This window comes from Nitrospirales bacterium (assembly GCA_031315865.1).
Classification (GTDB): domain Bacteria; phylum Nitrospirota; class Nitrospiria; order Nitrospirales; family UBA8639; genus JAGQKC01.
In genome coordinates this window covers 350454-375334 of record JALDRJ010000002.1, presented here as the reverse complement: position 1 = coordinate 375334, position 24881 = coordinate 350454, and the positions used below count along the sequence as shown (strand labels likewise).

Here is a 24881-nt window from a genome sequence, read left to right as displayed (position 1 = left end):
CTCTTTCTTCTTAGTCCTTCAATCTTATAGTTCTCCTACCTGCTCAATATTCTTTCTTGAATCTTCCCTGTTGTGCGAGCCGATTGCTCCCATCAATAGCCTTCTTTCATCAAAACGCTCACGTGTAGGTGGGCCCGTCTGTGTGATCTGCCCGAACTCTGATATGGACATGTGTGGGAAGCAAGAAATCCTTCTTTGGGAAGCTCCTTGAAACATAGCTTCTTCGCTGAGAGTATTTCTGAAACAACAGGCGAAACCACGTTAAATCTAGGCACATTATTTTTAGAATACGTCGGGCTAGCTGTTGGATATGGAATCGGACTGTGCACCTTTGCTGTTGCATATGCCCACGTATTCGGTTTGCCGGGACATTAGGCGGAATGCACCGATCGACAGGCATAAGGCACAGCATTCGAATCTGCTGCCTCGATGTGAATCTGTCAGCTCAATAAAAAATCAAAGTCTTCTTTGGTGATACCGGCACCGGCTCCGCGTTGCGTGGAGCCTTCCATGATGGCGTCGTAGAGCGCCAGCTTGTGTTGTTTCAGTTCCATCATTTTTTCTTCGATCGTGTGATGCATCAAGAATCGCATGATGGAAACCTGTTGTTGCTGGCCGATCCGATGAGCGCGGTCCGAAGCCTGATTCTCGACGGCCGGGTTCCACCATGGGTCCAGATGAAAAACATACGACGCTTTGGTGAGATTCAGGCCTTGTCCTCCAGCCTTCAGGCTTAACAGAAATACCGATGGCTGGGGATCTTCTTGGAAATTTTGCACGAGTGTTTTGCGGGTTTTTGTGGGAGTGGAACCATCCAGGCGACTATAGGGAAGGTGATGGGATTGAAACTCCTGCTCAACCAGGTCGAGAAACGACGTGAACTGAGAAAAGACGAGCGCGCTGTGCCCTTCGTCTAACAATTCATGCAAACGATCCAACAAGCAGGTAATTTTTGGGGATGACTCGGTACTTGTCGGTTGAAGCAGCTTGGGTGAAAGGCAGATTTGCCGGAGTTTTAAGATGGCGGTCAATGCGATAACGCGGGCTTGCGCGGTGGTTTTCGTGCGATAGGCGTCTTCGATGGTTGGCCGAATCTGGGCCACGGTGTGTTGGTACAGAGATTTTTGTCGATCGGTCAGGTCAAGGTAGACATCCGTTTCGATTTTCGGTGGGAGTTCTTGAAGAGTTTCGGCTTTTGTGCGTCTAAGGACGAAAGGTTTTGTCCGTCGTAGAAGTTGCTCAAGCATCGGAGGTTCGTGCGATTTCATCTGAGACCGAAAGTCATCGTACTCGCCGAGTAGGCCGGGCAGACACAGGTCGATGATGGAATAGTATTCCCCAAGGTGGTTTTCAAGGGGCGTGCCGGTCATCGCCAGTTTGAACCTGCCGTTCAATCGTCTCGCGGCGCCGGTCGAGTGAGCCGTGATGTTTTTGACGGCCTGCGCTTCGTCAAAAATGATCACATGAAAGACATGCTTTGCAAGTATCTCGATATCCCGTCGAACAATGCCGTAGGTGGTGAGCACGATGTCACAATCCGTGAAATCCGTCGATCGTTCCTTTCCGCTGTACCATCGAATTCGGAATGTGGGGTAAAATCTCGTGATTTCATGTTCCCAATTGAAGAGTAACGTTGGGGGCAGAACGATAAGATGAGGACCGGGTGGCTTGGCTGAGGATGACTCGTTAGGCATCAGGCCTTCATGAATACCTGCCAATAAGCTAATCGCTTGTAAGGTTTTTCCCAGACCCATATCATCGGCCAGACATGCGCCAAAACGATGTTGGTAGAGAAAACTAAGCCATTGATAGCCCCGTGTTTGGTAGGTACGAAGCTGAATCTGGAGGTGTTGAGGTAGGGGGATAGTCTCGATCTTCTCGAAATTCAACAACCGTTCGAAGATGGCCTCATCGTCCTTGGGAAGGACGATGTTGACTCCATGTTTCCGTAACACGATCCAGTCGAGGATTTGCAAGGTGGGCACCCGGACCACAGAAGGCTTTTTGTGCTTGTCTTTGCCGGGTTTCGATCCGGGCAAGAGGGAGAAAATGGAGCGGAGGACTTCCATCGCGTTCACGTCGACGATTCGAATGCCTTCATCGGTCTCGGAAACCGTTCCCTTTTGAATTGCGTCACGCCATGTCGATTCTGATACGACAACCCCATCGCATGTGATTTCCGGTCGGATTTCAAACCAATCGATATCCGGAGGTCGTTGTGCGGTAACGGAAAATTCCCATTTGGATGTGAGGATTGGTTTGTCGTGGTAGCGCAGTTCAATGCCTGCTGCCAGAAGTTTGGCATGAAGATCTGGAAGCTGTGCATGGAGCGTGGCATGAGGCAGCGACATCTGATCGTGTCGGATCATATTTTTAAATAGACGGTGGCCAAAAATTTCATACGGAATGGCATAGAGGAGGGCTTGTTGAGCTTTTTCATTGGAAATGAGATGCCACTGTTCAGTGGTACACGCCAATCGAAAGTCTTCTTCTCGATATGCGGCGTGCCATTCCTTGAGGATATGCTTGGCTTCAGATTTGATGGCATAGGCCTGAAATTCGTCGGCTGACATCGCATTGTTAATGAGACGATGGGCTTCGGTCGATCCGGTGGTGCCGAGCAGTTGAAAAAACGTTTTCCACATGATGGTCTTGCGTTTTTGCGACCGAAAGGCTGGAGGAAGCTCCCGTGCTTGTTCAATGAATGGAATAGCCTGAAAGGTCGACGCATGGGGCTCAAGGTTTTGTGAGCCGAGACGCACTTCCGGCTGCAGGAGAGCCAGTGGTTCTCGTAGGTTGGCTTGGATGGGGGCTCTTTCGTCGTCGTAGGAAAGAATACTGAGGCGATAGGTGAGAGGGGGGTGTCGGTGCTCCGCTTTTGTGAACTCGGACGAGGAGACGGTCTTTCCGCGGACCTTTAAGATGAGATCCCGGTAGACTTCTGTTTGGCTGATAAAATTAAGATGAAGCCGATTGAAGATCTCCAATGATATGCACAATCGTTCTGCTTGGGAGCGTGACCCGAAAGTCAGGACATCTGAAGCAGGATTGTAGGCATCTCGTTGTATGCGTGGTGGAGTCCGAGGAGGACGCGAGTCGCGAGGCCTCAACCACCGTTCTTCCTCAAGGACGTTTCCTATGAGTGTATAGGTGTCCCATCCATGCGAATCCTCTAGCGGGGAAATCGTTTGTGCTTCGAGGTTGACGATCAAACGTTGAAAGGGGCGAGCGTGTTCCTGGACGGCTCCGTGCAAAAGGCAGCGTGCTGAGACTTCAATCTGGTCTCCCTTTAGGTCAAGTTCTGTCGCAGATCGGTAGTGGAGTGAGGGTCGCCAAGTGAGGGGTATGCGTTCTTCCGGTGTGGCAAAGATAAGTTGATGGGCATTGCCATGTTGTTCCAGGTAGCCTAAGAAGTTCTCATGAGCCATCCAGGCGGGATCCAGCGTTCCACGCATTAATAAGGTTAGCTCAGTCGGGATGCCGTAAAACGAACGGCATGGCACGCCTTGTTTTTGAATCGTAAGACTTGCCGACTTCTCATGATCGGAGAGCACGACTTCAAAGTGTGAAGCACCGTGGTCTAGCGAGAGATGAGCGGAGGATAATGATGCGTGAGGTAGTAAACGTTCTTGCAACTTGTCGCGATGCGCGGAGGTGTTGCCCGGCAGCGAAAAAGTTTCAGGCGATAAGATATTAATAGTGGTGAGAAGTGCACAGATAACGTGCTTACAGTGATTGCTGGAAGACCAAGCCGGACAGGTACACGTATACTGGAGTCCTGCACCCTGTTCGGATAATTGGACTGCATATTGTTGACTGCCTCGTACGTACGCCGTTAACACGGTGTAGTCTGCATTCCAACGATATGACTCGAGGCGTTCGCGTGAATAGTAGTCGTACCCTCGAAGGATATAGTCCTTGGGAGCTAAGGCATACAGATGATTGGGCGGTAATGCCTTGAGCTTTTGGAGAAGATATGGTGGTTCATCGGACATACTGACTTATCCTGATATGTCGTAATCGGCGTGAATTGATCGCAACCATGATGATACGGCCACGGCTCATAGCCCAAAATAGGCAGCCGGTGGTTTTGGTGAAGTTCGTGTGACTGCTGGGACCATGACAAGAAAGTCTTTCCCACGTCAATGCGTACGAAAGGATGATCGTCAATTGACTAATGGGAAGAGTTGCGTTTTGGTGCTGTCAACCGAAGCGAATGCGTGCCATGAACGGCATCGCGGTGAGATGAACGATAGTGTCGGGAAATGGCCCCGTACGTTTCCCTCTATTGGTCGCGGTTGACCATGTATTGTGAAACGATGGCCAAGGACCGTTTCGCCATGCCGTCTCCAAATGGTTCGAGGTCCAGGCTGGCGGCTTTGACGTATTCTTCCGCTCGTTGCGAAGCGTAGGTTAACGAGCCGTTCTCCTGCATCAACCGGAGAATGCTGGTCAATTCGTTTTCATCAATGGCCCGACTTTGTACTTTTCCTTTAATCCAATGGCGCAGGTCATCCTCGCAATTCTGGAACAAATGCAGGAGGGGAAGCGTGACCATGCCTTGCCGTATATCTTTTCCAAGGGTCTTTCCGAGTCGTACACCATCAGCGGAATAATCCAGACAGTCATCGGTGAGTTGAAACGCCATGCCGAGATTTAGCCCAAAACGGTAGAGCGCTGCCTGCTCGGCCGCCGTCCCGCCTCCTATCGCAGCCCCGATTTTACATGAAGCCGCCACAAGCGTAGCTGTCTTGTACTCCACGATTTGCAGGTATTCGGGTTCGGTGATTTCAGGCCGGCTATTGGCGCATAATTGCAGGACCTCACCCTCCGTCATCTTTCGACAGGCATCGGCCAAGGCCTCGTTGAACCCGTGATTGTGAAATGCCGCAATCTGGGTCATGGCTTGTGAATAGAGATAATCACCGACGAGAATACTGGCGTGATTGCCCCAAATACATCGAGCGGTTTTCTCTCCTCGACGAAGGTCTGCTTCATCCAACACATCATCATGCAGCAGGGTCGCCGTGTGGATGTACTCGATCAAACTGCCAAGCTGAAGGTATTTCTTCTGGACATACCCGCAAAGATGGCCACTTAAAATGAGAAGAAGAGGGCGTATGCGTTTCCCGCCACTCGCCATGATCTGGTTGGCGATGGTGTTGATTAACGAGGCTTCAGAGTTGAGATTCTTAAGGATTTGCGACTCAACTTCATCGAGTTCTTCACGGTAGGCATCCCAAACATCCGTCATATGCGCGAGATTGTGAAGGGCATGACTATTAGTATTCATGGCCGGCGATACTAGGAGGTATCCGTATGATTGTCAAGCAAATTTCGATCGTAATTGATGCCCTTGTTGTTGTCCATTGCCTTGAGTTTGATTCTCGGAAGAGGGCCGATCGGGTAACTTGACAGGCCGAGAATGCTTCAATTAATCTAATCCCTTAATTTTCAAGAGCTTTTTCTCGATCTTTCCCTTGTCACCCTTGTCAATGGTAGAGTGAGATATCGTGAAATCCTCACTCATGGAGGAAGGGATTTCTTTACTCTATCAGCTAAGACAGCCAACGTTTTCAATGTTTTTTGTGTGCCAAGCATGATGAGGACATTATAAGAGATATGGCATATCCAGGTTTTCCTCCTTCACAGGGTCTGTATAACCCAGCGTATGAAAAAGATGGTTGTGGCGTCGGACTTGTCGCGCATATCAAAGGCGTCAAGTCCCATAGTATCGTGCAAGACGGTCTTCGAATTCTCGAAAACCTCTTCCACCGCGGAGCGCAGGGCTGTGACCCCTGCACGGGAGATGGTGCTGGAATACTTCTTCAAATTCCCCATCAATTTTTTCAACGCGCCTGTACGGATCTCGGAATTCAGCTGCCTCAGGCCGGAGGTTATGGGGTCGGGATGGTTTATCTTCCACAAGATGAAAAATCACGGCGACAATGTGAAATGTTGATGGAAACAATCGTTCAAGAAGAGGGGCAGGAATTCTTAGGATGGCGGGATGTTCCGGCCAAAGAAGAAAAAATCGGGGATCAGGCCAGAACCACACTTCCAGTCATCCGACAATTTTTCATCGCGCGTGATCTCCTCAATGAAGCGCAGTTCGAGCGGAAACTCTATGTCATCAGAAAACGTATTACACGGGCAATACGAGAGTCGGCCATCGCAGATCGCGACCATGTGTATGTTTGTAGTCTTTCTGGGAACACGATTGTTTATAAAGGTATGTTGTTACCGCAGCAAGTGGCTGAATTCTACCCTGACTTGGCTGATCCAACGCTGATCTCGGCCTTGGCGCTCGTGCATTCTCGCTTCAGCACCAATACCTTCCCAACTTGGTCTTTAGCCCATCCCTATCGTTTCATGGTTCACAATGGTGAGATCAATACGTTGAAAGGGAACGTCAACTGGATGAGGGCTCGACAGGGTCGCCTGGCCTCTGAATTATTCGGGGATGATCTCAAGAAATTATTCCCGATAACGGATGACGAAACCCAAAGTGATTCGGCATGTTTGGATAATGCGATTGAGTTTTTGGTCATGGCTGGCCGTCCCCTTCCTCACGTCATGATGATGTTGATCCCGGAACCCTGGGTCGGCAATCCGAAAATGGACCTAGATCGTCGAGGGTTTTATGAATATCACGCGGCGATGATGGAACCGTGGGATGGTCCCGCGGCAGTCTGTTTTACGGATGGAAAGCTTGTCGGGGCGACGTTAGATCGCAATGGTCTGCGGCCCTGCCGTTATCATGTGACTAAAGATGATGTGGTCGTACTGGCCTCGGAGGCTGGTGTGCTTCCGGAAAACCCGAAAAACATTCGGTTGAAAGGGCGTCTGCAACCGGGCCGGATGTTTATCGTTGATACTGAACAGGGACGCATTATCGATGACGAAGAAATCAAAGCAGATATCGTCAAGCGAAAGCCCTATCGGCAGTGGTTGACGCAGCATCGCGTGTCTCTGGATGAGTTGCCGGAGCCGTTTAACGTGCCTCAGCCTGATCATCCGACCTTACGTCTGCGACAGCAGGCCTTTGGGTATACCGTCGAAGAATTGAAAATGGTGTTGATGCCGATGGCCGTCAACGGCGAAGAGCCCATTTCCTCTATGGGTACCGACACGCCCCTGGCTGTCCTGTCGCAAAGGCCTCAACTCCTTTTCAAATATTTCAAGCAGTTGTTCGCGCAAGTCACGAATCCTCCGATCGACCCGATTCGAGAGCATTTGGTGATGTCGTTGGTGACCAACATTGGTCCGAAGCCGAATGTCATTGCCGAAGTACCAGAAGCCTGTCGTCGCATTAAATTGCAGCAGCCGATTTTGACCAACGCCGAACTGCAAAAGATTCGAGATTTCCGCGATCCGAACTTTAAGAGTAAAACGCTGTCGCTGAAATTTCGAGTGGCCGAAGGGCCCGAAGGGTTGGCTCTCGCTTTGGATCAACTCTGCGAGGAAGCCTCAAAGGCCATTCAGGAAGGTGAAAAATTTCTGATCTTGAGCGACAGAGGCGTGGACGAAGAATGGGCGCCGATTCCCAGTCTGCTGGGTGTCTCGGCGGTTCATCACCATCTCATCAGGCAAGAGACCCGTACCGAGGTCGGGTTGATTCTGGAAACGGGAGAGCCCCGGGATGTTCATCACTTCGCCTGTTTGATCGGTTACGGCGCGGGAGCGGTGAATCCTTATCTGGTGTTCGAATCCCTGGTCGATTTGGAGCGGGAAGGCTATTTCCCAGAAGGGGTGGACTCGCAGACGGCCGAAGGCAAGTTTGTGAAAGCCGTCAATAAAGGACTATTGAAAATTTTCTCGAAGATGGGCATTTCAACGCTGCAATCGTACTGTGGTGCGCAAATCTTCGAGGCCTTAGGGTTACATCAGAAATTGGTCGATCATTATTTTACAGGAACAGCCTCGCGCATAGGCGGCATCGGCATCAGGGAAATCGGGGAGGAGACGTTGCGAAGGCATTCGCTCGCGTATCAACCTGTGCCGGTTCGTCAGCTTGATTTCGGAGGGGAAATTCACTATCGCATTCAGGGCGAACATCATAATTGGAATCCGGAGGTGATTTATAAGCTTCAGCATTCCACGAGGACGAACGACGCCAAAACGTTCGAAGAGTTCTCGACGCTCGTGAATGAAGAGCAAAAGCGGCGATCGACGTTGCGAGGACTCTTTGATTTTAAATTCACACAAGAGCCGTTGCCCTTAGATGAGGTTGAGCCTGCGAAAGAGATCGTCAAACGCTTTACGACTGGGGCCATGTCGTTTGGGGCCATCAGCAAAGAAGCTCATGAAACGCTCGCAATCGCGATGAATCGACTGGGAGCCAAGAGCAACACCGGAGAAGGTGGAGAAGATCCGGAACGGTTTACGGTCCTCGAAAATGGCGATTCCAAAAACTCTTATATCAAACAAGTCGCATCAGGACGTTTTGGTGTGACGGCCCATTATCTCGTGAATGCCAAAGAATTGCAGATAAAGATGGCTCAGGGCGCAAAACCCGGGGAAGGGGGACAATTGCCAGGGCATAAGGTTGATGAAGTCATCGCCACCTTGCGCTACTCAACTCCTGGGGTTCAATTGATTTCTCCGCCTCCCCACCATGACATCTACTCGATCGAAGATCTTGCACAGTTGATCTTCGATTTGAAAAATTCAAATCCTGAAGCGGCGATTTCTGTGAAACTTGTTTCCGAAGTCGGAGTGGGAACCGTGGCTGCCGGTGTGTCAAAAGCGCATGCCGATAAAGTTCTCATCAGTGGAGATTCCGGGGGCACCGGAGCTTCTCCGCTTTCTTCGATCAAATATGCCGGAATTCCTTGGGAGTTAGGCTTAGCTGAAACACATCAAACCCTGGTCTTGAACAACCTGCGAGGGCGAATCAAGGTCGAAACGGATGGACAGCTGCGCACAGGTCGTGATGTGGTGATTGCAGCGCTTCTTGGTGCCGAAGAGTTTGGGTTTTCCACAGCCCCCTTGATCGTTGAGGGGTGCATCATGATGCGGAAGTGCCATCTCAATACCTGTCCCGTTGGTGTGGCGACTCAGGACCCAGAATTACGCAAGCAGTTTGCCGGGCATCCCGATCATGTCGTGAATTACTTCTTCTTTGTGGCAGAGGAAATTCGTGGACTTATGTCCAAACTTGGCTTTCGAACGGTCAATGAGATGATCGGACGCGTCGACAAGTTGCGCGTTCAACGAGCAGTTGACCATTGGAAAGCCCATGGTCTTGATCTGTCGCCCCTCCTGACGAAACCCGATGTTGAGGGCACCGTGCCGACCTATTGCGTGCAAGCACAAGATCATGGCTTGTCAAACATCTTGGATAATCAACTGATTGAACTCTGCCGTCCAGCCCTTGAAACGGGGGAGAAAGTTTCGCATGACCTTCCTATCCGTAATGTCAATCGAACGGTGGGGACGGTGCTCTCGAGTCATGTAGCGAGGAAATATGGTGTCGCAGGTTTGCCTGAAGACACTATTACAATACGATTTACGGGATCGGCTGGTCAGTCCTTCGGAGCATTTTTATCCCCCGGTATTACCCTGTGCTTAGAGGGAGAGTCCAACGACTATCTTGGCAAAGGTTTATCTGGAGGCAAAGTCATCGTAATGCCGCCTCAGGGCGTGACCTATGTGCCGGAAGAAACGATTTTGATCGGAAATACATCTCTCTACGGTGCGACAGGAGGGGAGGGGTATTTTTATGGCACGGCGGGTGAACGTTTTGCGGTCCGAAACAGTGGCGCTCGCGCCGTTATCGAAGGGGTCGGTGATCATGGTTGTGAATACATGACCGGTGGAGTTGTCGTGGTGTTAGGAAAGACCGGCAGGAATTTCGCTGCAGGTATGTCAGGTGGCGAAGCGTATGTGCTCAACGAAGATGGCTCTTTTCAAGATCAATGTAATCAAGGTATGGTCGAGCTCGAAAACGTGAGTCATCCTGATGACATGCAAACCCTTCGCACGATGATCGAGTCACATGTCAGGTACACGGGAAGTCGAAAAGGCCGGATGATTCTTGAGACATGGGACATGATGCTTCCCAAATTTACGAAAGTGATGCCCAGAGATTATAAGCGTGTGTTACAAGAACGCAAAATCGCATTCGCAAAAGCGCAGGCGAAACGTGGAATGGAGATGGCTAGTCGTGGCTGATGCAAGAGGTTTCATGAAATATGCTCGCGAGGGCCCCAAGCTGCGTCCCGTCGAGTTACGAGTGCATGATTGGAAAGAGCTGTACGAGCCTTTTTCAGAAGATCGTCTGGAGCAGCAAGGCGCGCGTTGTATGGATTGCGGCGTTCCTTTTTGTCAGAGTTCGACGGGCTGTCCGGTGGTGAATCTTATCCCGGAGTGGAATGATTTAGTTTATAAGGGGCGATGGAAAGATGCGTTGAAAGCCCTCCATACCACGAATAATTTCCCAGAATTTACTGGACGCCTGTGTCCGGCTCCCTGTGAGTCGTCGTGTGTGCTTGGCATAAACCAGGACCCAGTGTCGATACGGGTGATAGAGTGGAATATCATTGACAAGGGTTTTGATGAAGGATGGATCGAGCCTATCCTACCCATCGTATCCACGGGGAAGAAGGTCGTCGTAGTGGGCTCAGGTCCCGCTGGTCTGGCAGCGGCCCAACAGCTTGCAAGAGCCGGCCATAGTGTCACGGTGTATGAAAAAGCCGATCGAATCGGGGGCCTCCTTCGATACGGTATCCCGGATTTTAAGATGGAAAAGTGGGTGCTGGATCGTCGGCTGGATCAAATGCGGGTTGAAGGCGTGGATTTTGAGACGAATGTTCATGTCGGCGTTGATCTGACTGTCCAGGCTCTTCAAAGCGACTTTGATGCCGTTCTGCTGACGATCGGGGCCGAGCATGCTCGGGATTTGCCTGTTCCAGGCCGTGAGTTAAAGGGTGTCCACTTCGCGATGGAGTATTTAACGCAGCAGAACAAGCGAGTGGCGGGTGATACGATCGTGGAAGAAGCCATTTCCGCCAAAGATAAACGCGTTGTGATCATTGGCGGAGGCGATACGGGATCGGATTGTTTGGGAACCGCGCACCGCCATGGGTGTGCTGAAGTGCATCAATTTGAACTCCTAGCCGAGCCGCCTCCCTCCCGAGCGGAATCCACGCCCTGGCCACTGTGGCCTATGCAATTGCGAACCTCGCATGCGCATGAAGAAGGGTGCGACCGTCAATGGAGTGTCTCAACGACCAGGTTCTCTGGTCGAGAGGGACAGGTGACCAAACTGCATGCGCAAAAAGTTCAGTTTGAGAATGGGAAGTTTACCCCTATTGCCGGTTCTGAATTTGAATTGGATGCCGATCTCGTCCTGTTAGCGATGGGATTTACCGGCCCTGTGAAGCAAGGATTGTTAGATGCCTTTGGCGTTCAGTGTGACGCTCGAGGTTGTGTGACAGTCGATGAGAACTTCATGACAAGTGTTGATGGAGTGTTTGCTGCCGGTGATACGAAGCGAGGCGCCTCGTTGATTGTATGGGCGATTGCCGAAGGGCGAAAGGCGGCATCCGGTATTCACCAGTATCTCATGTCCAATCAACATTCGACGGCTTCTTGAGCCGATCACGGCTTCATTTCTCCATCCGACGTTTTCCTTTTCTTGTATAATTTGACTGCTGGTCTTGGATCGGTCCGCGAGCTGCTTTCACCGCGATGGTGCAGCGCGTCAGGTGTAGGATGAATAGTTTTGACATTGAGTTTCGCCAACGCGTGTCGAAGATTCCGTTCCACGGTCTTGGACTGTCCGTGGATGTGTATTCCCCCGATGTATTCGATCTCACCGAGCAACTCGAAGAACAGGCATTATCGTATGGATATTTAGAGATGTTTAAAGCGGACCAGCTCGCCTTGCAAGAGGTGCGGCACCGAAATCCTTCCACGTACCTGGAATATCATGCGGATGGACTATGGGTAACGCAACCGGATTGGGAAATTTCCTATCGGTATCATGATGAATTGACAATCGCGATGAATCACCTTCGTCAATTAGGGTGTTCGTGGCTGAATCATGAATGCGCGACAAAACAGATCGCTGGTCACTCTTTTGGGACCTATCTGCCTCCAGTATTTTCCGAAGCCTCGGCGCACGTGACAGCCGTCAATGTCCGGTCGGCTCAACGGTTGTTCGATAAACGATTCGAGGACCATGCTCTGCCAAGCCCACTGTTTCTACTAGAAACTCCTCCTTTGACCTTTTTTGCGATTGGGGAGGTGTCATATGCGGATTTTTTCAGATTCCTTGCAGAAGCATGTTCCTGCGGGTTTGTCCTGGACATTGGGCACATTTGGACCGTGTATCGTTACACCGGAGCGTGGCAAGGTAGTTCTATCGAAGATTTTCTGGAAGGGTTGTTACGGGCATTTCCTCTTGAACGCGTCGTACAGGTCCATATCGCGGGATTAGGGTTTCATCCAGCCGTTCTTCGTCAGGATCAGCGTCATCGCTGTCCGCCTAATTGGCTTGATTCACACGATTCTCCGATTCCTGACGTGCTATTCAGGATGCTGAATCAAGTGTTGGCTCATCCTAGGTTGATCAATGTCAGGGGAGTGGCCCTTGAGGTTGATACAAAGGCCATCTCTTGCATTATTCAGGAATTTAGGAGGCTTGGTGAGCAATGTACGGCATGGGAGCAAGAACAACGAAGAAAACTTGCCGATGCCATCGATCATGATCCGGTTTCACGCGAAGTCTCCATCGCCGAGGCACCTCGTCACTTTCCCCAAGATCCGCAGCTCGAAATTCAATATCGTCATTATGTCGAGATGTTGACCCAATGCACAAGCGACTCGACGTTCCCGCAAACTAATCTTCTCTCAACCGTCGATCCGACGGGGTTGAATGTCTATCGCCAAGACTATTTGCCCTATGAGATTTTTGAATGGGGGGGGAAGTTTCAGGAGATGTTTCCCGCCACGATGCAAGCCCTGGCGTCATTGGGGGGTGGCTGCGAGGGGCTGTTCTGTTTCTGGTACAGTCATCCGCATAGTTTCTCTGAACCGTATGACTTTTTCCTCGTCAAAGTTCATTACTTCGTCGAGTTCATTCGTGTGGAATATCCTGAGTGTTTAACGTTAGCCGTTCAAGAGGCGGCTGACTTACGAGATGGGTATGTGCTGGCCTGTCAAGCCAGGTCTTCTCAGAATCGTCCGTGAACCCGCCACTCTCGCGAATCGGCTACACGCTGGGTTGCCTCTTGTGTCGATCCTTGCGCTGAAATCATTCTCGCTCACCACATGGGGTTCAAGCGGCGAGAGGCCGGGAACACCGCTCCCGGCCTTCGTAGCCACTTCGGCGGAGTAGGCGGCGGCTTTTTTATCTGCCCCATGCGTCATGGAGATAGATGGAGATAGAATGAAGGCATGACAGAGGCCATGAATTTTTTCTGTTATACGAGAATTTTCATCATTTCTTGGCCTGGCTCGGCGCGGGGTTGTCGAGGGTATGTTGAATTTCCCTAATCAAGCGGTTTTCGATTTCTTTGACCTCGAGTTGGCTGGCATCCAGCAGTTGTCCCTTTTGAGATAGCTTTTCGAAGTCCGCCTTGACCCAAAGAGTCGAAGTGTGTGGGGTGTCTTGCTGCACCATGAGAATATATTGATTTCTAAACCCAGTCACTTCAAGCGAAACGGGCGGAGAAGTCTTTCGCATTGTGATAAAGGCCGCTTGTTGATCGGTGGGCATACTGGCGAGGATGGTGTATCGATTTTGAGTTAACGTTGATTGGATCGCGCGAATAACGGTTGATAACGTATGGTCAAGTTTTGTAGCCTGACCATCTTTTTGCGCAACTTTGAGGCCTTTTCTCCATTTGTCTCGCAACGTTCTAAGCCATGTTGCATCCTTACGAAGTTTTTTGATCTCCTCTTCGAGTTGATTCAAATGAGAAGCATCATGCTTGTGGCCATTGGAGAGATGTTGGATTTCCTGTTCCTTTTCTTGAAGCTTGAGGCCACACTCCTCCTCGATTTTTCGAGTTTCACGGTTCAATAAGTCTATCTGCTGTTGAATGGCCTTATTCCCTTCCTGAAGGGACGTGACGACAGACTCTAATTTGGCTACCTGCTTCTTGAGTTGAAAGTTTTCTTGTTTGAGCGGCTCAGTGTCCGAGGGGCAACCCACAAGCAGAGTCCAGCAGATCATCGAGAGGCCTAAGCGAGCAAAGTGAAGAAGGAAGGTTGGAGGCAATCGGTCATGTATCATGGATGACCAATGTGTTCTGACTTTTGCCAGAACCGTGGATATGGACTGACAGTTGTGGATGGAAGTGTCTCCCAATGGATTGCAGATTTTCATTGTATGATGATTGCGAGACTATTTCAAATCGGGTGATTTCTCTCAGGCACGAGTATGATTGACCCCTTTTGTCTGACGGGCTATGCTTGGGTCTATCTGGGGCAGGAAAAGGGCGTACGATTTTAGATGGCTGTCGAGAGGCTAGTTGTATGACCACCTTCATACGAAAAACATTCGCGGTGCCTCCATTATCTTGCAACTGCTCAATCATTGGAGACCTAGAGACCAAACAAGCTGTGGTCGTGGATCCCGGAGGCAACGCGGAGCGCATTCTCGGAGAGGTTCAAGCACTGGGGCTGACGGTGAAGTTCATCCTTCATACTCATGCTCATTTCGATCATTTTCTGGCATCCGGAGCTGTTCGTGATGTCACGGAAGCGACCATATGTCTCCATCAAGAAGATCGAGAGCTCTGGGACATGTTAGAAGTTCAGTGCCAAATGTTCGGGGTGCCCTACCATCCGGTGCCTCCCCCTGATGTGTGGCTCAAGGATGAAGAGTCGTTGGCGATCGGAAACGAAATGACGCATGTCATGCACACCCCAGGCCACACCCCGGGATCACTCTGTTTTCACTTTCCGCGACAGAATCTCGTCTTGTCTGGGGATACGTTATTTCGAGGCGGTATCGGGCGAACAGATTTATGGGGAGGCGATTCGCGTGCGATCGAACGGTCAATTCGTGACCGTCTGTACGCACTCGATGAGCAGACTGTGGTCGTGCCGGGGCATGGTCCGGAGACCATGATCGGAACGGAGAAACAGACGAATGCGTTCATCTCAGGGTGAACAGCCAGAATGACCGGGGTTGAAAGCCCGAGGAGGCTCTCATGAGAGGGTATGTCGTCGCGAGTTGTGTCTTTTTGTGGTTTTGGAGTGGCTTGATCGTAAGTAGTTACGCGCAAGAATCGTCCCTCGAATCTGAAGAAGTGGTGATCGAAAAGGTGGAAGTTCATGTGTCTTCGCATGGGCCGGTCGTGCTTCTAGAAGTCGGACAGCAAGCGATTCCAATTTATGTGGACCCGACCGTGGCCGGTTCAATTCAAGGTGCCTTAAGCGGCTTCATGTTTCCTCGACCTCTTTCACATGATCTGATGCATACGATTCTTGAAGCTTATAGCGTCAAGGTTGACCGGGTGTTTATTTCTTTGAAAGATGGGATTTATTATGGAACGATGACGCTGTCCTTGAATGGGCACACGAAGATTTTTGATAGTCGCTCATCAGATGCCATCGCGTTAGCCATACATTTTCATACGCCTATCGTGGTTTCTCGTGAATTATTGGAGTCCGCAGGAAAGCCTATTCCAGGGAAAGAGCAGGAGAAGATACAACTGTAGGAAAAGTTTAATCATTCACGAACCTCAATAGCGATTTTGTTGCAGATTTGCTCCTTTCTCAAAATAGTTGCCAATGGTCAAAAATCGCAAAATCAAACTCTAAGACATTGAAATTATACGTGCTTTTAGCTCTGGACCCCTCAAAAAACCTTCTTGCGTCCTGTTGTTCCATATGCTATAACGAACCCTCTTTTCAAGACTAAGCCTAGGGGAATTGGAAGGCCCTTCGTTTCTAGAATTGGCAACCTTTTTATTATTAACAAGCTTTTCATGGGGAGGTAGGCGATGCACAGAGTGCTTCTATCCGTCCTTTTAAGTCTTGTGCTAGTTGCGGCTGGTTCAACTGCCGCATTGGCCCTGCAGTCGGGTGGTGTGGAAATTGGTGATCTCGAATCGGGATCCGTGGTGGGACAATCCTTTAGAGCGTTGGACGTTGATCTTGAGTTTATAGCGATGGAAGTGGGTGGAAAAAAAGTTTGGTACCCACCGACCGCTGTGTTAAACCTCACGAGATCTGGTACCGGTGCGCGTGGAGGCCGTCCAATTTTGATTAAAGTCACTAATAATTTAGATGGGGAGCATGGGTTTGATTTATCCGCGAGCAGTGCTCATTCTGGCCCGTGGTCCATGCATGCTCAAGTGGTTCTGAAGCCTGGAGAAACGAAGTACATTGGTATTCCAATCAGTGATCTGACGTATGTGACTTCAAGCAACACGTTACAATACAAATGCCAACTCCATGATGCTCACTTGGGTGGGCAATTGTTGATTTTGCGATAGTTCAAGTTCCGTTAGTCAAATTAAGAAAAGCCCCGTTCCCAACACAAGGAACGGGGCTTTTTTATGACGATTTCCAAATGGTGCTAAAGGAAGCGGCTAGACTTGTTCTTCTTGCTTGCAGTTCACGTTGGCCTCTAATGGAATCTTTTGGGCTGCGAAGAGCTCTCCGTGAATGATAAGGAGCAGAAATCGTTGCTGTTTGGCTTGCTCATGAATCTCGTCCTGGAGTGCTGTGTTGATATCTACCACCATTTCATGCTGAGATTCAGTGGTTGTGTCGTTGATGACCCAAAAGAAATGACTGCCTTTGGGGTAGAGGGACTCCACAAAAGCATTGATCGATTGAGAAGCGCTGGAATAATCAGCCCCACTCAACGAGGGAAGTCCCAATACTATCAAAAGTGGTATCATGGTGAGAACAGATGTGCGTGTCATCGGTGACCTCCTTTTTACCGTGGAACGGTTGAGTGAAGGGTCCTTCTGTTAAGATATCGGAATTTTCTTGAGAAAACTCAATTTTATCATATCGCCTATGCCGTTATTGAGCAATAAGCTCCCAATTAATGGAGATGTGGCCGGGTTTATTGAAATGACCCCATACTGTGCGGAGCACAACCACAGAGGTTTCGAGAGGTAGAGCCTCTTCCTCTTAGTGTTGCATTCAACCATTCCGACCCTTCAAGCCAGATCTTTCAAGAATGTCTTCATTTTTACAAGGGCTGCCCAACAAAAAGCGAATTTTGTTTTTGGTGCTCATGTCCCTGTTGCTGATTAGCGGGGCCCTTCTTTTTAATCGACCCGAGCAAACAAAAGAGATTCATGTGTCTTTTCCCTCTGGCCGAGTGGTGAGAGCTGAAGTTGCGGATACTCCCGAGAAACTATTGTTTGGACTGGCATTTCGTAATCAGATACCTGATGATGGCGGCATGCTCTTTATTTTTGAAGAATCCTCACTACATCAGGTCTGGACGAAGGAATTTCGAGTGCCCGTTGATATTATTTGGATCGATGAGAGCAAGAAAATCGTGTATATTGTCGAAGAAGCTCCCCCATGTTCTGGCGATCCCTGTACCTGGTATGGTCCCCCACCAGAACATGCGCGGTATGTGCTTGAAACGAATGCCGGGTTTGTCAAAGAGGCTCGAGTTGAACAAGGGATGCAGTTAAAGTTTATTTTGCGTATGTGAACGAACGTTCCGAACGTATCGGCGCGGGAAAGGCGTGGCCGTGGCCTCAAAAAATCCTGATCAATCTGGTCAACTTGATCAACCTGGTTCCAATGATGAGTTCGCCGGCTTTGTTTTGGTCGGACGGGTTGACGATGTACAAGAGGGCAAGGGGCGAGTGGTGAAGGTGCATGATAAGTCCGTCGCTCTCTTTCATGTGGGGGGGCGGTTTTATGCGATCAACAACATTTGTCCACACCAGGGAGGTCCGCTCGGAAAGGGGAAAGTGAAAGGCTATCTTGTGACGTGCCCTTGGCATGATCTCCAATTCGATATTCGAAGCGGTTTTGGAGGGGATGGGGGAGGCAATTGTGTGGCGAGTTATGAGGTGAAGGTTGCGGGGAATGACGTCTATGTGAATCTTCAAACGAAAGACGTCTGGTCATTATGATGGGACAATGCAAATAGGGAGCAGGTCGCTGGGGTTAAGATCCTTGAAGACATGATGAGGGTGGCGGCAATGGATAGTCAATTCATGAGTGAACGTGAAAAGTCGATGGAACGAGACAGTCAACATGCAAGAACTCTCCATGTCAAAAAGGGGGAGTTGTTTTCTGTGAATCTCTGGGAGGATCGCACTCGTGGCGAACAGTGGGTTCCGACGTTTGATACGAAGGTGTGTATCCTCGTGGAAGACGAATTTCTTCGTACCATCAGCAATAATGCCGTGGATTCCGGTCGCCGGCGTTTTGAGTTTCAGGTAATGGAACCGGGGACTCACATGATTGAATTTAGTAAACGGATGGCGTGGAAATTTACAGAAGAAGATCGCCGGATATTTATCATCCATGTCGATATGTAATGCCTTTCCTGAAGCGATATGCCCAACATCGGCTATTTAAACGGTCAGTTCATGCCCCTTGCGCAGATGCAGGTTTCCGTAGAGGACCGCGGCTATCAATTTGGTGATGGTGTCTATGAGGTGATTCGTACCTACCAGGGTGTCCCCTTTCGAATGGAAGAGCACCTGGAACGTCTGGCCCGAAGCGCTCATGAGATAAAAATTTCTCTTCCGTTGACGCGGCAAGAATGGGGGATGGCCATTCAGGACGGTATTCAACGAAGTGGTTATAAAAATTGCAAGGTGTACATTCAGGTGACCAGGGGCGCAGCACCGCGTGAACATTTGTTCGCGGCCTCTCTGGCGCCCACTGTCGTGATGACAATTCGGGAAATGTCGGAGTTAGACCCACGTTTTTACACTCAAGGTGTTCGGGCCATCATGCTCCCAGATATTCGCTGGGGCAGATGCGACATCAAAAGCCTCAACCTGTTACCGAATGTGCTGGCTAAACAGAAAGCCGCTGAGGCGGGGGCTTTTGAAGCAATCTTTGTTCGCGATCGTGTCGTGACCGAGGGGGCATCGAGTAACGTCATGATCGTAAAGGATCGTAAAATTTGGACGCCTGAGCTCAATGAACATGTGTTGCCAGGCGTGACGTTGAAGTACGTGATGTGTCTCGCAAGAGAAAATGGCTATGATGTTCAGGAGCGAAGAATATTTTCTGAAGAGTTGGGGGAGGCTGATGAAATATTCCTTGTTGGAACCACGATCCACGTTCTTTCCGTCACTCAAATAGACACAATTTCCGTTGGCAATGGTCTCCCAGGTCCCATCACGCAAGCCTTGATGTCTCAGTTCGCTGAAGCTGTTGAGAAATCCTCGGCAATCTCGATTAACTAAACTTCAATACTTGCTCTCCTCCGAGGGGCGATCCTCGACTCTTCCGACTCTTTGTTGTCGGCAGTCTGCCGTCCCATTCATAAGGACTTGACTCTCGCGGGTGTTTTTAAGTACCGTTTTCTTTCCCGCCGCTTGGCGTGTCCGAGAGAAGTGCCCAACTGTAGTGCAGTGACTCAAGTATGATTTTTACATAGAGGTACAACGCGAACTTTATTTCCTGTCAAGGAGGCCGGTCCATGTTTTATCAGAAGGTATCAACGTATCCATCACTCAGGTGGCTGAGTATTTTAGCTGCCGTCGTTTTCTTGCCGTTTGCTTCAGCATCAGCTGAAGATGTGGAATCAAACAATCACATGGTCCACAAAACGGGGATGACACATCAAGATGCCCCGGCTTGGGCAGAAAAACTCAAAGGCCAGACCATCGTTGAAAATTCGGTGGAAGGCCGGGCTGAACGGGCTGCTTTGGTCGAGCTTCAGCATCAACGAATGATGAAGCAAATGGAGAAGGAGATGGCTCATTCTCCTAATACCGGAGCCTTTAATACGATGTCGATGATGCATCAGTATGGTGCCGGGAAAGAAAATGGACTCTTGATGTCCAGTTCAGGGCAGGAGCCGGTTTCCGGCAAAGGCGGGCTGTGTCCTAAGACTGCTCCCGTCAAACATTATGATATTTCTGCTATCAACGTAGAAGTCACGTTGAATCAATGGCTGGATTATTACCCTGGGTATATGTACGTCCTGACGGAAAACATCGAGAAAGTCCGCGAAGAAGAAGCTAAAAATGCGGAAGCTCGAGAATCCGAAGGCCATATGGACCCCGGAGCCGTGAAAAACGGCATCCAAGACCAGTGGATTCAACCTTTGGTCATTCGAGGCAACCAAGGTGATTGCGTCAAATTTACATTACGGAATCAACTAGAATTTGGGGAAGATGTCAGCTTGCACATCAACGGTTCTGACATGGTCATGAGCAAGACCGGGCAGCCTGCCACTACGACCAACCCCGATGCGATTGCTGCCGGTGCAAGTGAAGAGGAAGATGAAGAAGGCGATGCGCCAAAAGGATCATCTGAGATTGAAATGGAATGGTATATCCATCCCGACTCTCAGGAAGGTGCGAAACAATTTCATTCCTATAGCAACGATCGGGAGTTGACGGTTCTTGGTATGATGGGCGTATTTGTTGTCGAACCTGCCGGCTCGAAGTATTGGGAACCACTTGGTACTGGTTCTGCGACGGAAGCAAGAAGTGGTTGGCAAGTCATGATTGACACGCCCAAAGGTCCTGATTTTCGGGAGTTTGTGTTAATTTATCATGAAATTGGTGACGAAGCGTTTCGGCCAGTTAACAAACATGGAGATTTTTTGCCACAACGTGACCCATTGACGGATACCTATCGTCCTGGAGCACGAGCCCTGAATTTCAGGAGTGAACCGTTTGGCATTAACAACATGCATGTGCAGCATGAATATTTTGGATTTGAAGATGAATCGATGGGGTATAGCAGTTATACATTCGGCGATGCATCCCCTACGATTCCTCGAAGCTACCTGGGGGATCCTGCCAAATTCAGGATTGTTCACGGTGGTTCGGAAGTGTTCCATTCTCACCACCCCCATGGTGGATCGATTCGCTGGCAAAGAAGTCCCCGTGCGACTCAAATGCCGGTTTGGAATACTGGTCAAAATGGTCCAGTGAAATATCCTGTCATCCGAACGAAGTCCGACCGCGTGGACGTCGAAGTGATTGGGCCATCAGAAGCGTTGGATCTTGAGACGGAATGTGGCTCAGGGCTTTGCCAATGGTTGGCTGGAGACTTTTTATTCCATTGTCATGTGGCTCATCACTACGTGTCAGGAATGTGGGGCTATTGGCGTGTGTACAACACCCTGCAAGTGCCAGGGTTCCATAACGATGTCATGCCTCCGTTGCGTGAACTCCCGGACCGTCTGGATCGAATCCATAAGCCTGTGAGTTCTGACAAATTGGTTGGGACGACTGTCAATTGGTTTGGGACAAAATTTAATATCGTAGCGAGCGGAAAGAGCGATTGGAAATCTGACCCGAGAGTCGTGAACATCAAGGATTGGGTCGAGATGCAGTTGGTGACTCAGGGGAAACCGGGTCATAAGGATGATCAGGAAGGACAATTGAAAGCATATGATGCGACGGTGATTGACTGGGTTTGGGACGGCAATAAGGCTATGAGTGAAAAGGAAGCCGATATTGGTCCTAACCCAAAGTATCATCCGGAATGGCAAGGATATACAGCCGGAGAGCGACGGGCGATCTGGTTTGAACCAACGACCGGAAAAGTGGCGTGGCCCTGGTTAACGCCGCACTTCGGAAAGCGCGTTCCATTCGCACCGGATCACAATCCGGCGCCATGGTTGGAAATGATTCATGTTGATGACCAAGGCAAGAGAACGGTGAATCCAGCGAAGCCTGGAGAAAACGGGCGATGGAGCCTTTGTCCGGAAAGGGCTGGATCGCAGAAGTATAATATTCATTTCATTAAACTCCCAGTTGAATTATCTGCGGCTCAAGGAGATCAGGAAGCTATCGTTGATCCCAATGGGTTGCTCTATGTTGTGCATGATGAAGAAGAAGCTATTCGAGCCAATAATGATTTGAAATATCCTCTCGTGTTTCGTGCCAACATGTATGATTGTATGGACTGGACTCTGACAAGCGAGTGGGAAGACGATGATATCACGAATTTCCAGTCATCCAAGATCAACACGCATTTTCATTTTGTGCAGTTTGATAACCAAGCATCGGACGGGGTCATTTCTGGATTCTCATATGAGCAGTCCATGAGGCCATTTACGATGTTTGAGAAGGAAAAGAAAAAAGGCCTTCCTGTTCCGATGAACGCTAAGCTCACGAAAGCCGCGAAGAAAGGCGATAAAACCATACATATCACGAATGCGAAACAGTACCATGTTGGAACTCTGATTCTTGTCGGAGTCGATAATGTGGGGAAAGATGAAATTAAGCGGATTGTCGCTATTGGAGGGTCTGGTAGCTCCTTGTCGGCCGCCTCATCGGGAACTGGTTCCTACACAGTAAATCCTGGTGATTCACTTGGTGCGATCGCGTCGTCTCTTGGCGTGTCGGTCAACGAACTGAGAGACCTTAACGGAATAGACAATCCAAACCTTATCAGAGTCGGGAAAACGTTGAAGGTTCCTGGTGGAGAGGGATCGTCATCGGCTCCCGCAGCAGGGGGGGGCGGAGAAACGCTGACTTTTGATACACCGCTAGCCCACGATCATCCTGTTGATGATATCGTGACCGTTGAGTTTGTCCGTCAAAGATTCTGGGCTGACGCAGATGTTGGATCAGTCTTCTGTCATGATCATGCATTTGGTGGAACGACGTGGCCGCATGGAGCGGTGTGTACGTTCCTTATCGAACCTTTTGGGTCAACATGGCATGATCCAAAGACTGGAAAGCCTATCCGGACAGGACTAGTCGCGGATATTCATACGGTTGAGCGGGTTGGTCATGATGTGGCAGGAAGTTTCCGTGAGTTGATGGTACATGTCATGGATACCGTTCCCCATACCGTCAATGTCGTTACGGCAGGGAATCCTCCTGGTCAGCCGATCGAAGTCGCTTTGGAGGCTGGACGAACGGTCTCGTTCATCATGCCACCGAACGAAAAGATCAAGATGACACCGATGCCATTCTTGAATGGCGGTACCCATACAACGGGCGGTGCCTTCAATTTCCGAGCCGAACCTTTTGCTCAACGTTTGGCGAACAATTCCGATACATCTCAGCTTTTTAGCAGCGCTATCCACGGCGAACCCAGCACGCCAACGATCAGGGCTTACTTGGGGGATGCGGTCGTGTTCCGCCTGATCGATGTAACGATGAATGAAAGTAATGTGTTTACCGTCTCAGGACATACATTCTGGACTGAACGGTATGCACAAGAAGCGAACAGAAAAAATTCCATACATATTGGAATTGCTGAACGATATGATCTTGTTGTTCCGGAAGCTGGGGGACCACGGCATCTTCCAGGTGACTATATGTATTTCAATGGCAGAAGTTCCAAGTTCTCGGAAGGTTCGTGGGGATTGATTCGAGTGCTCGACAAGCCGGTGGATGACCTCCAGCCTCTTCCGAATAAGGCATATGGAAAAGAAGGTATGCCTGAACCGCTTCCAGTGTGTCCTAAAGATGCGCCAATGAGAGCATTTAACGTGGCTGCGATCGACTTCCCGTCCATGAGTTTTAATCCGAACGTGGAAGATGCTATTGAGGTCGACTTTGAACGGAAAATTGAGATACAAAACCCCGACGCAAAAATTTACGTCTTGGAGGAGGAGGTCAGCAAGGTTTCGGGTGAATATCAACCCATGCCTTTAACCTTACGCGCCAACGTTGGAGATTGTATTCAAGTTAATTTGACCAACAAAATGAAAGAAAGTCGTGCTTCATTCTCAGCCTTTGGCCTGGCGTTTGACCCCAAGGATTCACAAGGGGTTAATCTGGGACAGAATCCTGGTGATCAAACCATTGCTCCGGGAGAAAGTCGGACATACACATACTATGCTGATCCATTTATTGGAGAGACGCAAACGTTGGTATGGGACTTTGGCAACGTAGCGATGAATCCTCGAAACGGCCTGTTTGGAGCCATCATTATCGGCCCCAAAGGGTCTCAGTACCGGGATCCGAAAACTGGGGCTGATGTCTCGTTGAAAAATGCCTGGCAAGCAGATGTGTTGATCGATCAATCTGTGGCAGGAAACGAAAAACGAGGAAACTATCGTGATGTGGCGCTGTTCTTCCAAGATGAAGATAACATCATCGGAACGAGCTTCATGCCATACGTGCAAAATGTCGCCGGTTTGGTGGGTATTAACTATCGCAATGAACCCTACTTGTACCGTGAATCACAAGGATGTTCATTAGGCCGCATGTTCCAGCCCTGCGAAGTTGATGATCCTAAGGATCCGGCTACTCCTACGATCATGTCACATGCTGGAGATCCTGTCAGAATTCATGTGTTCGGAGCCAGTAGCGAGCAAAACAGCATGTTTACATTAGAGAAACATGAATGGCCGATTGAGCCGTTCCTGCCAGGCGCCGATATGATTAGTACTGTCGAATTTGCCGGTTCAGAATCTATCGATGCCTTTGTGGCTTCTGCTGGTGGTGTGTATGCTCTGCCTGGCGATTATATTTATGGAAACGCCAGGCTCCCGTATTCTCAGTCAGGACAATGGGGACTGCTACGGGTGTTGCCTCAAAGTGATAAGAGTATTCTTCCGCTAAGCGGAGCGGTGAATACTGGTGCGCAAGAAGCGAAGGTAGTCCCATCTGAAGATGGTGCAATTAAGCCCGTTGCCTTTAAGTAAAGCAGCCTATTAATTGCGATCTTAATGACGGGGAAGCCGGGCTTCGGCTTCCCCGTTTTTTATGTGTAGTGTATATTGATAAATATGGGTGTAGGAGGCCTAATACTGATGCATAATGTTTGCGAGGGAA

At 49.7% G+C, this 24881-nt stretch carries 15 protein-coding genes; 11 read left to right on the top strand and 4 right to left on the bottom strand.

The window, feature by feature from the left end; translation table 11 throughout:
* Positions 1-440: 440 nt before the first annotated feature.
* Both MRJ96_01645 and MRJ96_01640 read right to left on the bottom strand, forming a co-directional pair.
* Positions 441-3995, bottom strand: a complete 3555-nt coding sequence (locus MRJ96_01645; protein ID MDR4500147.1) for a DEAD/DEAH box helicase — start codon at positions 3993-3995, stop codon at positions 441-443.
* Between the two features lie 290 nt (positions 3996-4285).
* Positions 4286-5293 (bottom strand): polyprenyl synthetase family protein, encoded by a 1008-nt coding sequence (locus MRJ96_01640; protein ID MDR4500146.1) that lies wholly within the window; start codon positions 5291-5293, stop codon positions 4286-4288.
* Between the two features lie 329 nt (positions 5294-5622).
* Between MRJ96_01640 and gltB the strand changes: the two genes are divergently transcribed.
* The 3 genes from gltB (at position 5623) to MRJ96_01625 (ending at position 13197) form a co-directional block, all read left to right on the top strand.
* Positions 5623-10176, top strand: coding sequence for a glutamate synthase large subunit (gene gltB, locus MRJ96_01635; protein ID MDR4500145.1), 4554 nt, complete (start codon positions 5623-5625; stop codon positions 10174-10176).
* 13 nt (positions 10177-10189) lie between these two features.
* Positions 10190-11599 carry a glutamate synthase subunit beta gene (locus MRJ96_01630; protein ID MDR4500144.1) on the top strand — a complete coding sequence of 470 codons (1410 nt, stop codon included), beginning with the start codon at positions 10190-10192 and terminating at the stop codon, positions 11597-11599.
* Between the two features lie 119 nt (positions 11600-11718).
* On the top strand, positions 11719-13197 hold the full coding sequence (locus MRJ96_01625) for a DUF692 domain-containing protein (GenBank protein MDR4500143.1): 1479 nt from the start codon (positions 11719-11721) through the stop codon (positions 13195-13197).
* Positions 13198-13447: 250 nt separating this feature from the next.
* On the opposite strand, the gene MRJ96_01620 is transcribed toward MRJ96_01625, so the two are convergent.
* Positions 13448-14185, bottom strand: coding sequence for a hypothetical protein (locus MRJ96_01620; GenBank protein ID MDR4500142.1), 738 nt, complete (start codon positions 14183-14185; stop codon positions 13448-13450).
* Positions 14186-14487: 302 nt separating this feature from the next.
* On the opposite strand from MRJ96_01620, the gene MRJ96_01615 reads away from it, so the two are divergent.
* From MRJ96_01615 to MRJ96_01605, 3 genes are all read left to right on the top strand, one after another.
* Positions 14488-15126 carry an MBL fold metallo-hydrolase gene (locus tag MRJ96_01615; protein MDR4500141.1) on the top strand — a complete coding sequence of 213 codons (639 nt, stop codon included), beginning with the start codon at positions 14488-14490 and terminating at the stop codon, positions 15124-15126.
* 41 nt (positions 15127-15167) lie between these two features.
* The gene (locus MRJ96_01610) at positions 15168-15677 is read left to right on the top strand and encodes a bifunctional nuclease family protein (protein MDR4500140.1); all 510 of its coding nucleotides are present in this window, start codon (positions 15168-15170) and stop codon (positions 15675-15677) included.
* A gap of 285 nt (positions 15678-15962) precedes the next feature.
* Entirely contained in the window at positions 15963-16457 is a 495-nt protein-coding gene (locus tag MRJ96_01605) for a hypothetical protein (GenBank protein ID MDR4500139.1), read from the top strand.
* A 96-nt stretch (positions 16458-16553) separates the two neighbouring features.
* Here MRJ96_01605 and MRJ96_01600 read toward each other — a convergent pair whose 3' ends face one another.
* Positions 16554-16892, bottom strand: coding sequence for a hypothetical protein (locus tag MRJ96_01600; protein ID MDR4500138.1), 339 nt, complete (start codon positions 16890-16892; stop codon positions 16554-16556).
* A gap of 386 nt (positions 16893-17278) precedes the next feature.
* On the opposite strand from MRJ96_01600, the gene MRJ96_01595 reads away from it, so the two are divergent.
* The 5 genes from MRJ96_01595 to MRJ96_01575 all read left to right on the top strand — a co-directional run bounded on the left by MRJ96_01595 (position 17279) and on the right by MRJ96_01575 (position 24751).
* Entirely contained in the window at positions 17279-17644 is a 366-nt protein-coding gene (locus MRJ96_01595; GenBank protein ID MDR4500137.1) for a DUF192 domain-containing protein, read from the top strand.
* A gap of 40 nt (positions 17645-17684) precedes the next feature.
* Positions 17685-18074, top strand: coding sequence for a Rieske 2Fe-2S domain-containing protein (locus MRJ96_01590; protein ID MDR4500136.1), 390 nt, complete (start codon positions 17685-17687; stop codon positions 18072-18074).
* 84 nt (positions 18075-18158) lie between these two features.
* Entirely contained in the window at positions 18159-18485 is a 327-nt protein-coding gene (locus tag MRJ96_01585; protein ID MDR4500135.1) for a protease inhibitor I42 family protein, read from the top strand.
* Between the two features lie 18 nt (positions 18486-18503).
* Positions 18504-19367 (top strand): D-amino-acid transaminase, encoded by an 864-nt coding sequence (dat, locus tag MRJ96_01580; GenBank protein ID MDR4500134.1) that lies wholly within the window; start codon positions 18504-18506, stop codon positions 19365-19367.
* A gap of 236 nt (positions 19368-19603) precedes the next feature.
* A complete protein-coding gene (locus tag MRJ96_01575; protein MDR4500133.1) occupies positions 19604-24751 on the top strand; it encodes a LysM peptidoglycan-binding domain-containing protein in 5148 nt (1715 codons plus the stop codon).
* Positions 24752-24881 lie beyond the last annotated feature (130 nt).

Bases quoted from the DNA above. Each gene is read 5' to 3' on its own strand.
- MRJ96_01620 (MDR4500142.1), bottom strand. From the start codon at position 14,185: ATGATCTGCTGGACTCTGCTTGTGGGTTGCCCCTCGGACACTGAGCCG.
- MRJ96_01585 (MDR4500135.1), top strand. From the start codon at position 18,159: ATGAGTGAACGTGAAAAGTCGATGGAACGAGACAGTCAACATGCAAGA.
- MRJ96_01600 (MDR4500138.1), bottom strand. From the start codon at position 16,892: ATGACACGCACATCTGTTCTCACCATGATACCACTTTTGATAGTATTG.
- MRJ96_01610 (MDR4500140.1), top strand. From the start codon at position 15,168: ATGAGAGGGTATGTCGTCGCGAGTTGTGTCTTTTTGTGGTTTTGGAGT.
- MRJ96_01615 (MDR4500141.1), top strand. From the start codon at position 14,488: ATGACCACCTTCATACGAAAAACATTCGCGGTGCCTCCATTATCTTGC.
- MRJ96_01630 (MDR4500144.1), top strand. From the start codon at position 10,190: ATGAAATATGCTCGCGAGGGCCCCAAGCTGCGTCCCGTCGAGTTACGA.
- MRJ96_01575 (MDR4500133.1), top strand. From the start codon at position 19,604: ATGTTTTATCAGAAGGTATCAACGTATCCATCACTCAGGTGGCTGAGT.
- MRJ96_01605 (MDR4500139.1), top strand. From the start codon at position 15,963: ATGCACAGAGTGCTTCTATCCGTCCTTTTAAGTCTTGTGCTAGTTGCG.
- MRJ96_01640 (MDR4500146.1), bottom strand. From the start codon at position 5,293: ATGAATACTAATAGTCATGCCCTTCACAATCTCGCGCATATGACGGAT.
- MRJ96_01645 (MDR4500147.1), bottom strand. From the start codon at position 3,995: ATGTCCGATGAACCACCATATCTTCTCCAAAAGCTCAAGGCATTACCG.
- gltB (MDR4500145.1), top strand. From the start codon at position 5,623: ATGGCATATCCAGGTTTTCCTCCTTCACAGGGTCTGTATAACCCAGCG.
- MRJ96_01625 (MDR4500143.1), top strand. From the start codon at position 11,719: ATGAATAGTTTTGACATTGAGTTTCGCCAACGCGTGTCGAAGATTCCG.
- dat (MDR4500134.1), top strand. From the start codon at position 18,504: ATGCCCAACATCGGCTATTTAAACGGTCAGTTCATGCCCCTTGCGCAG.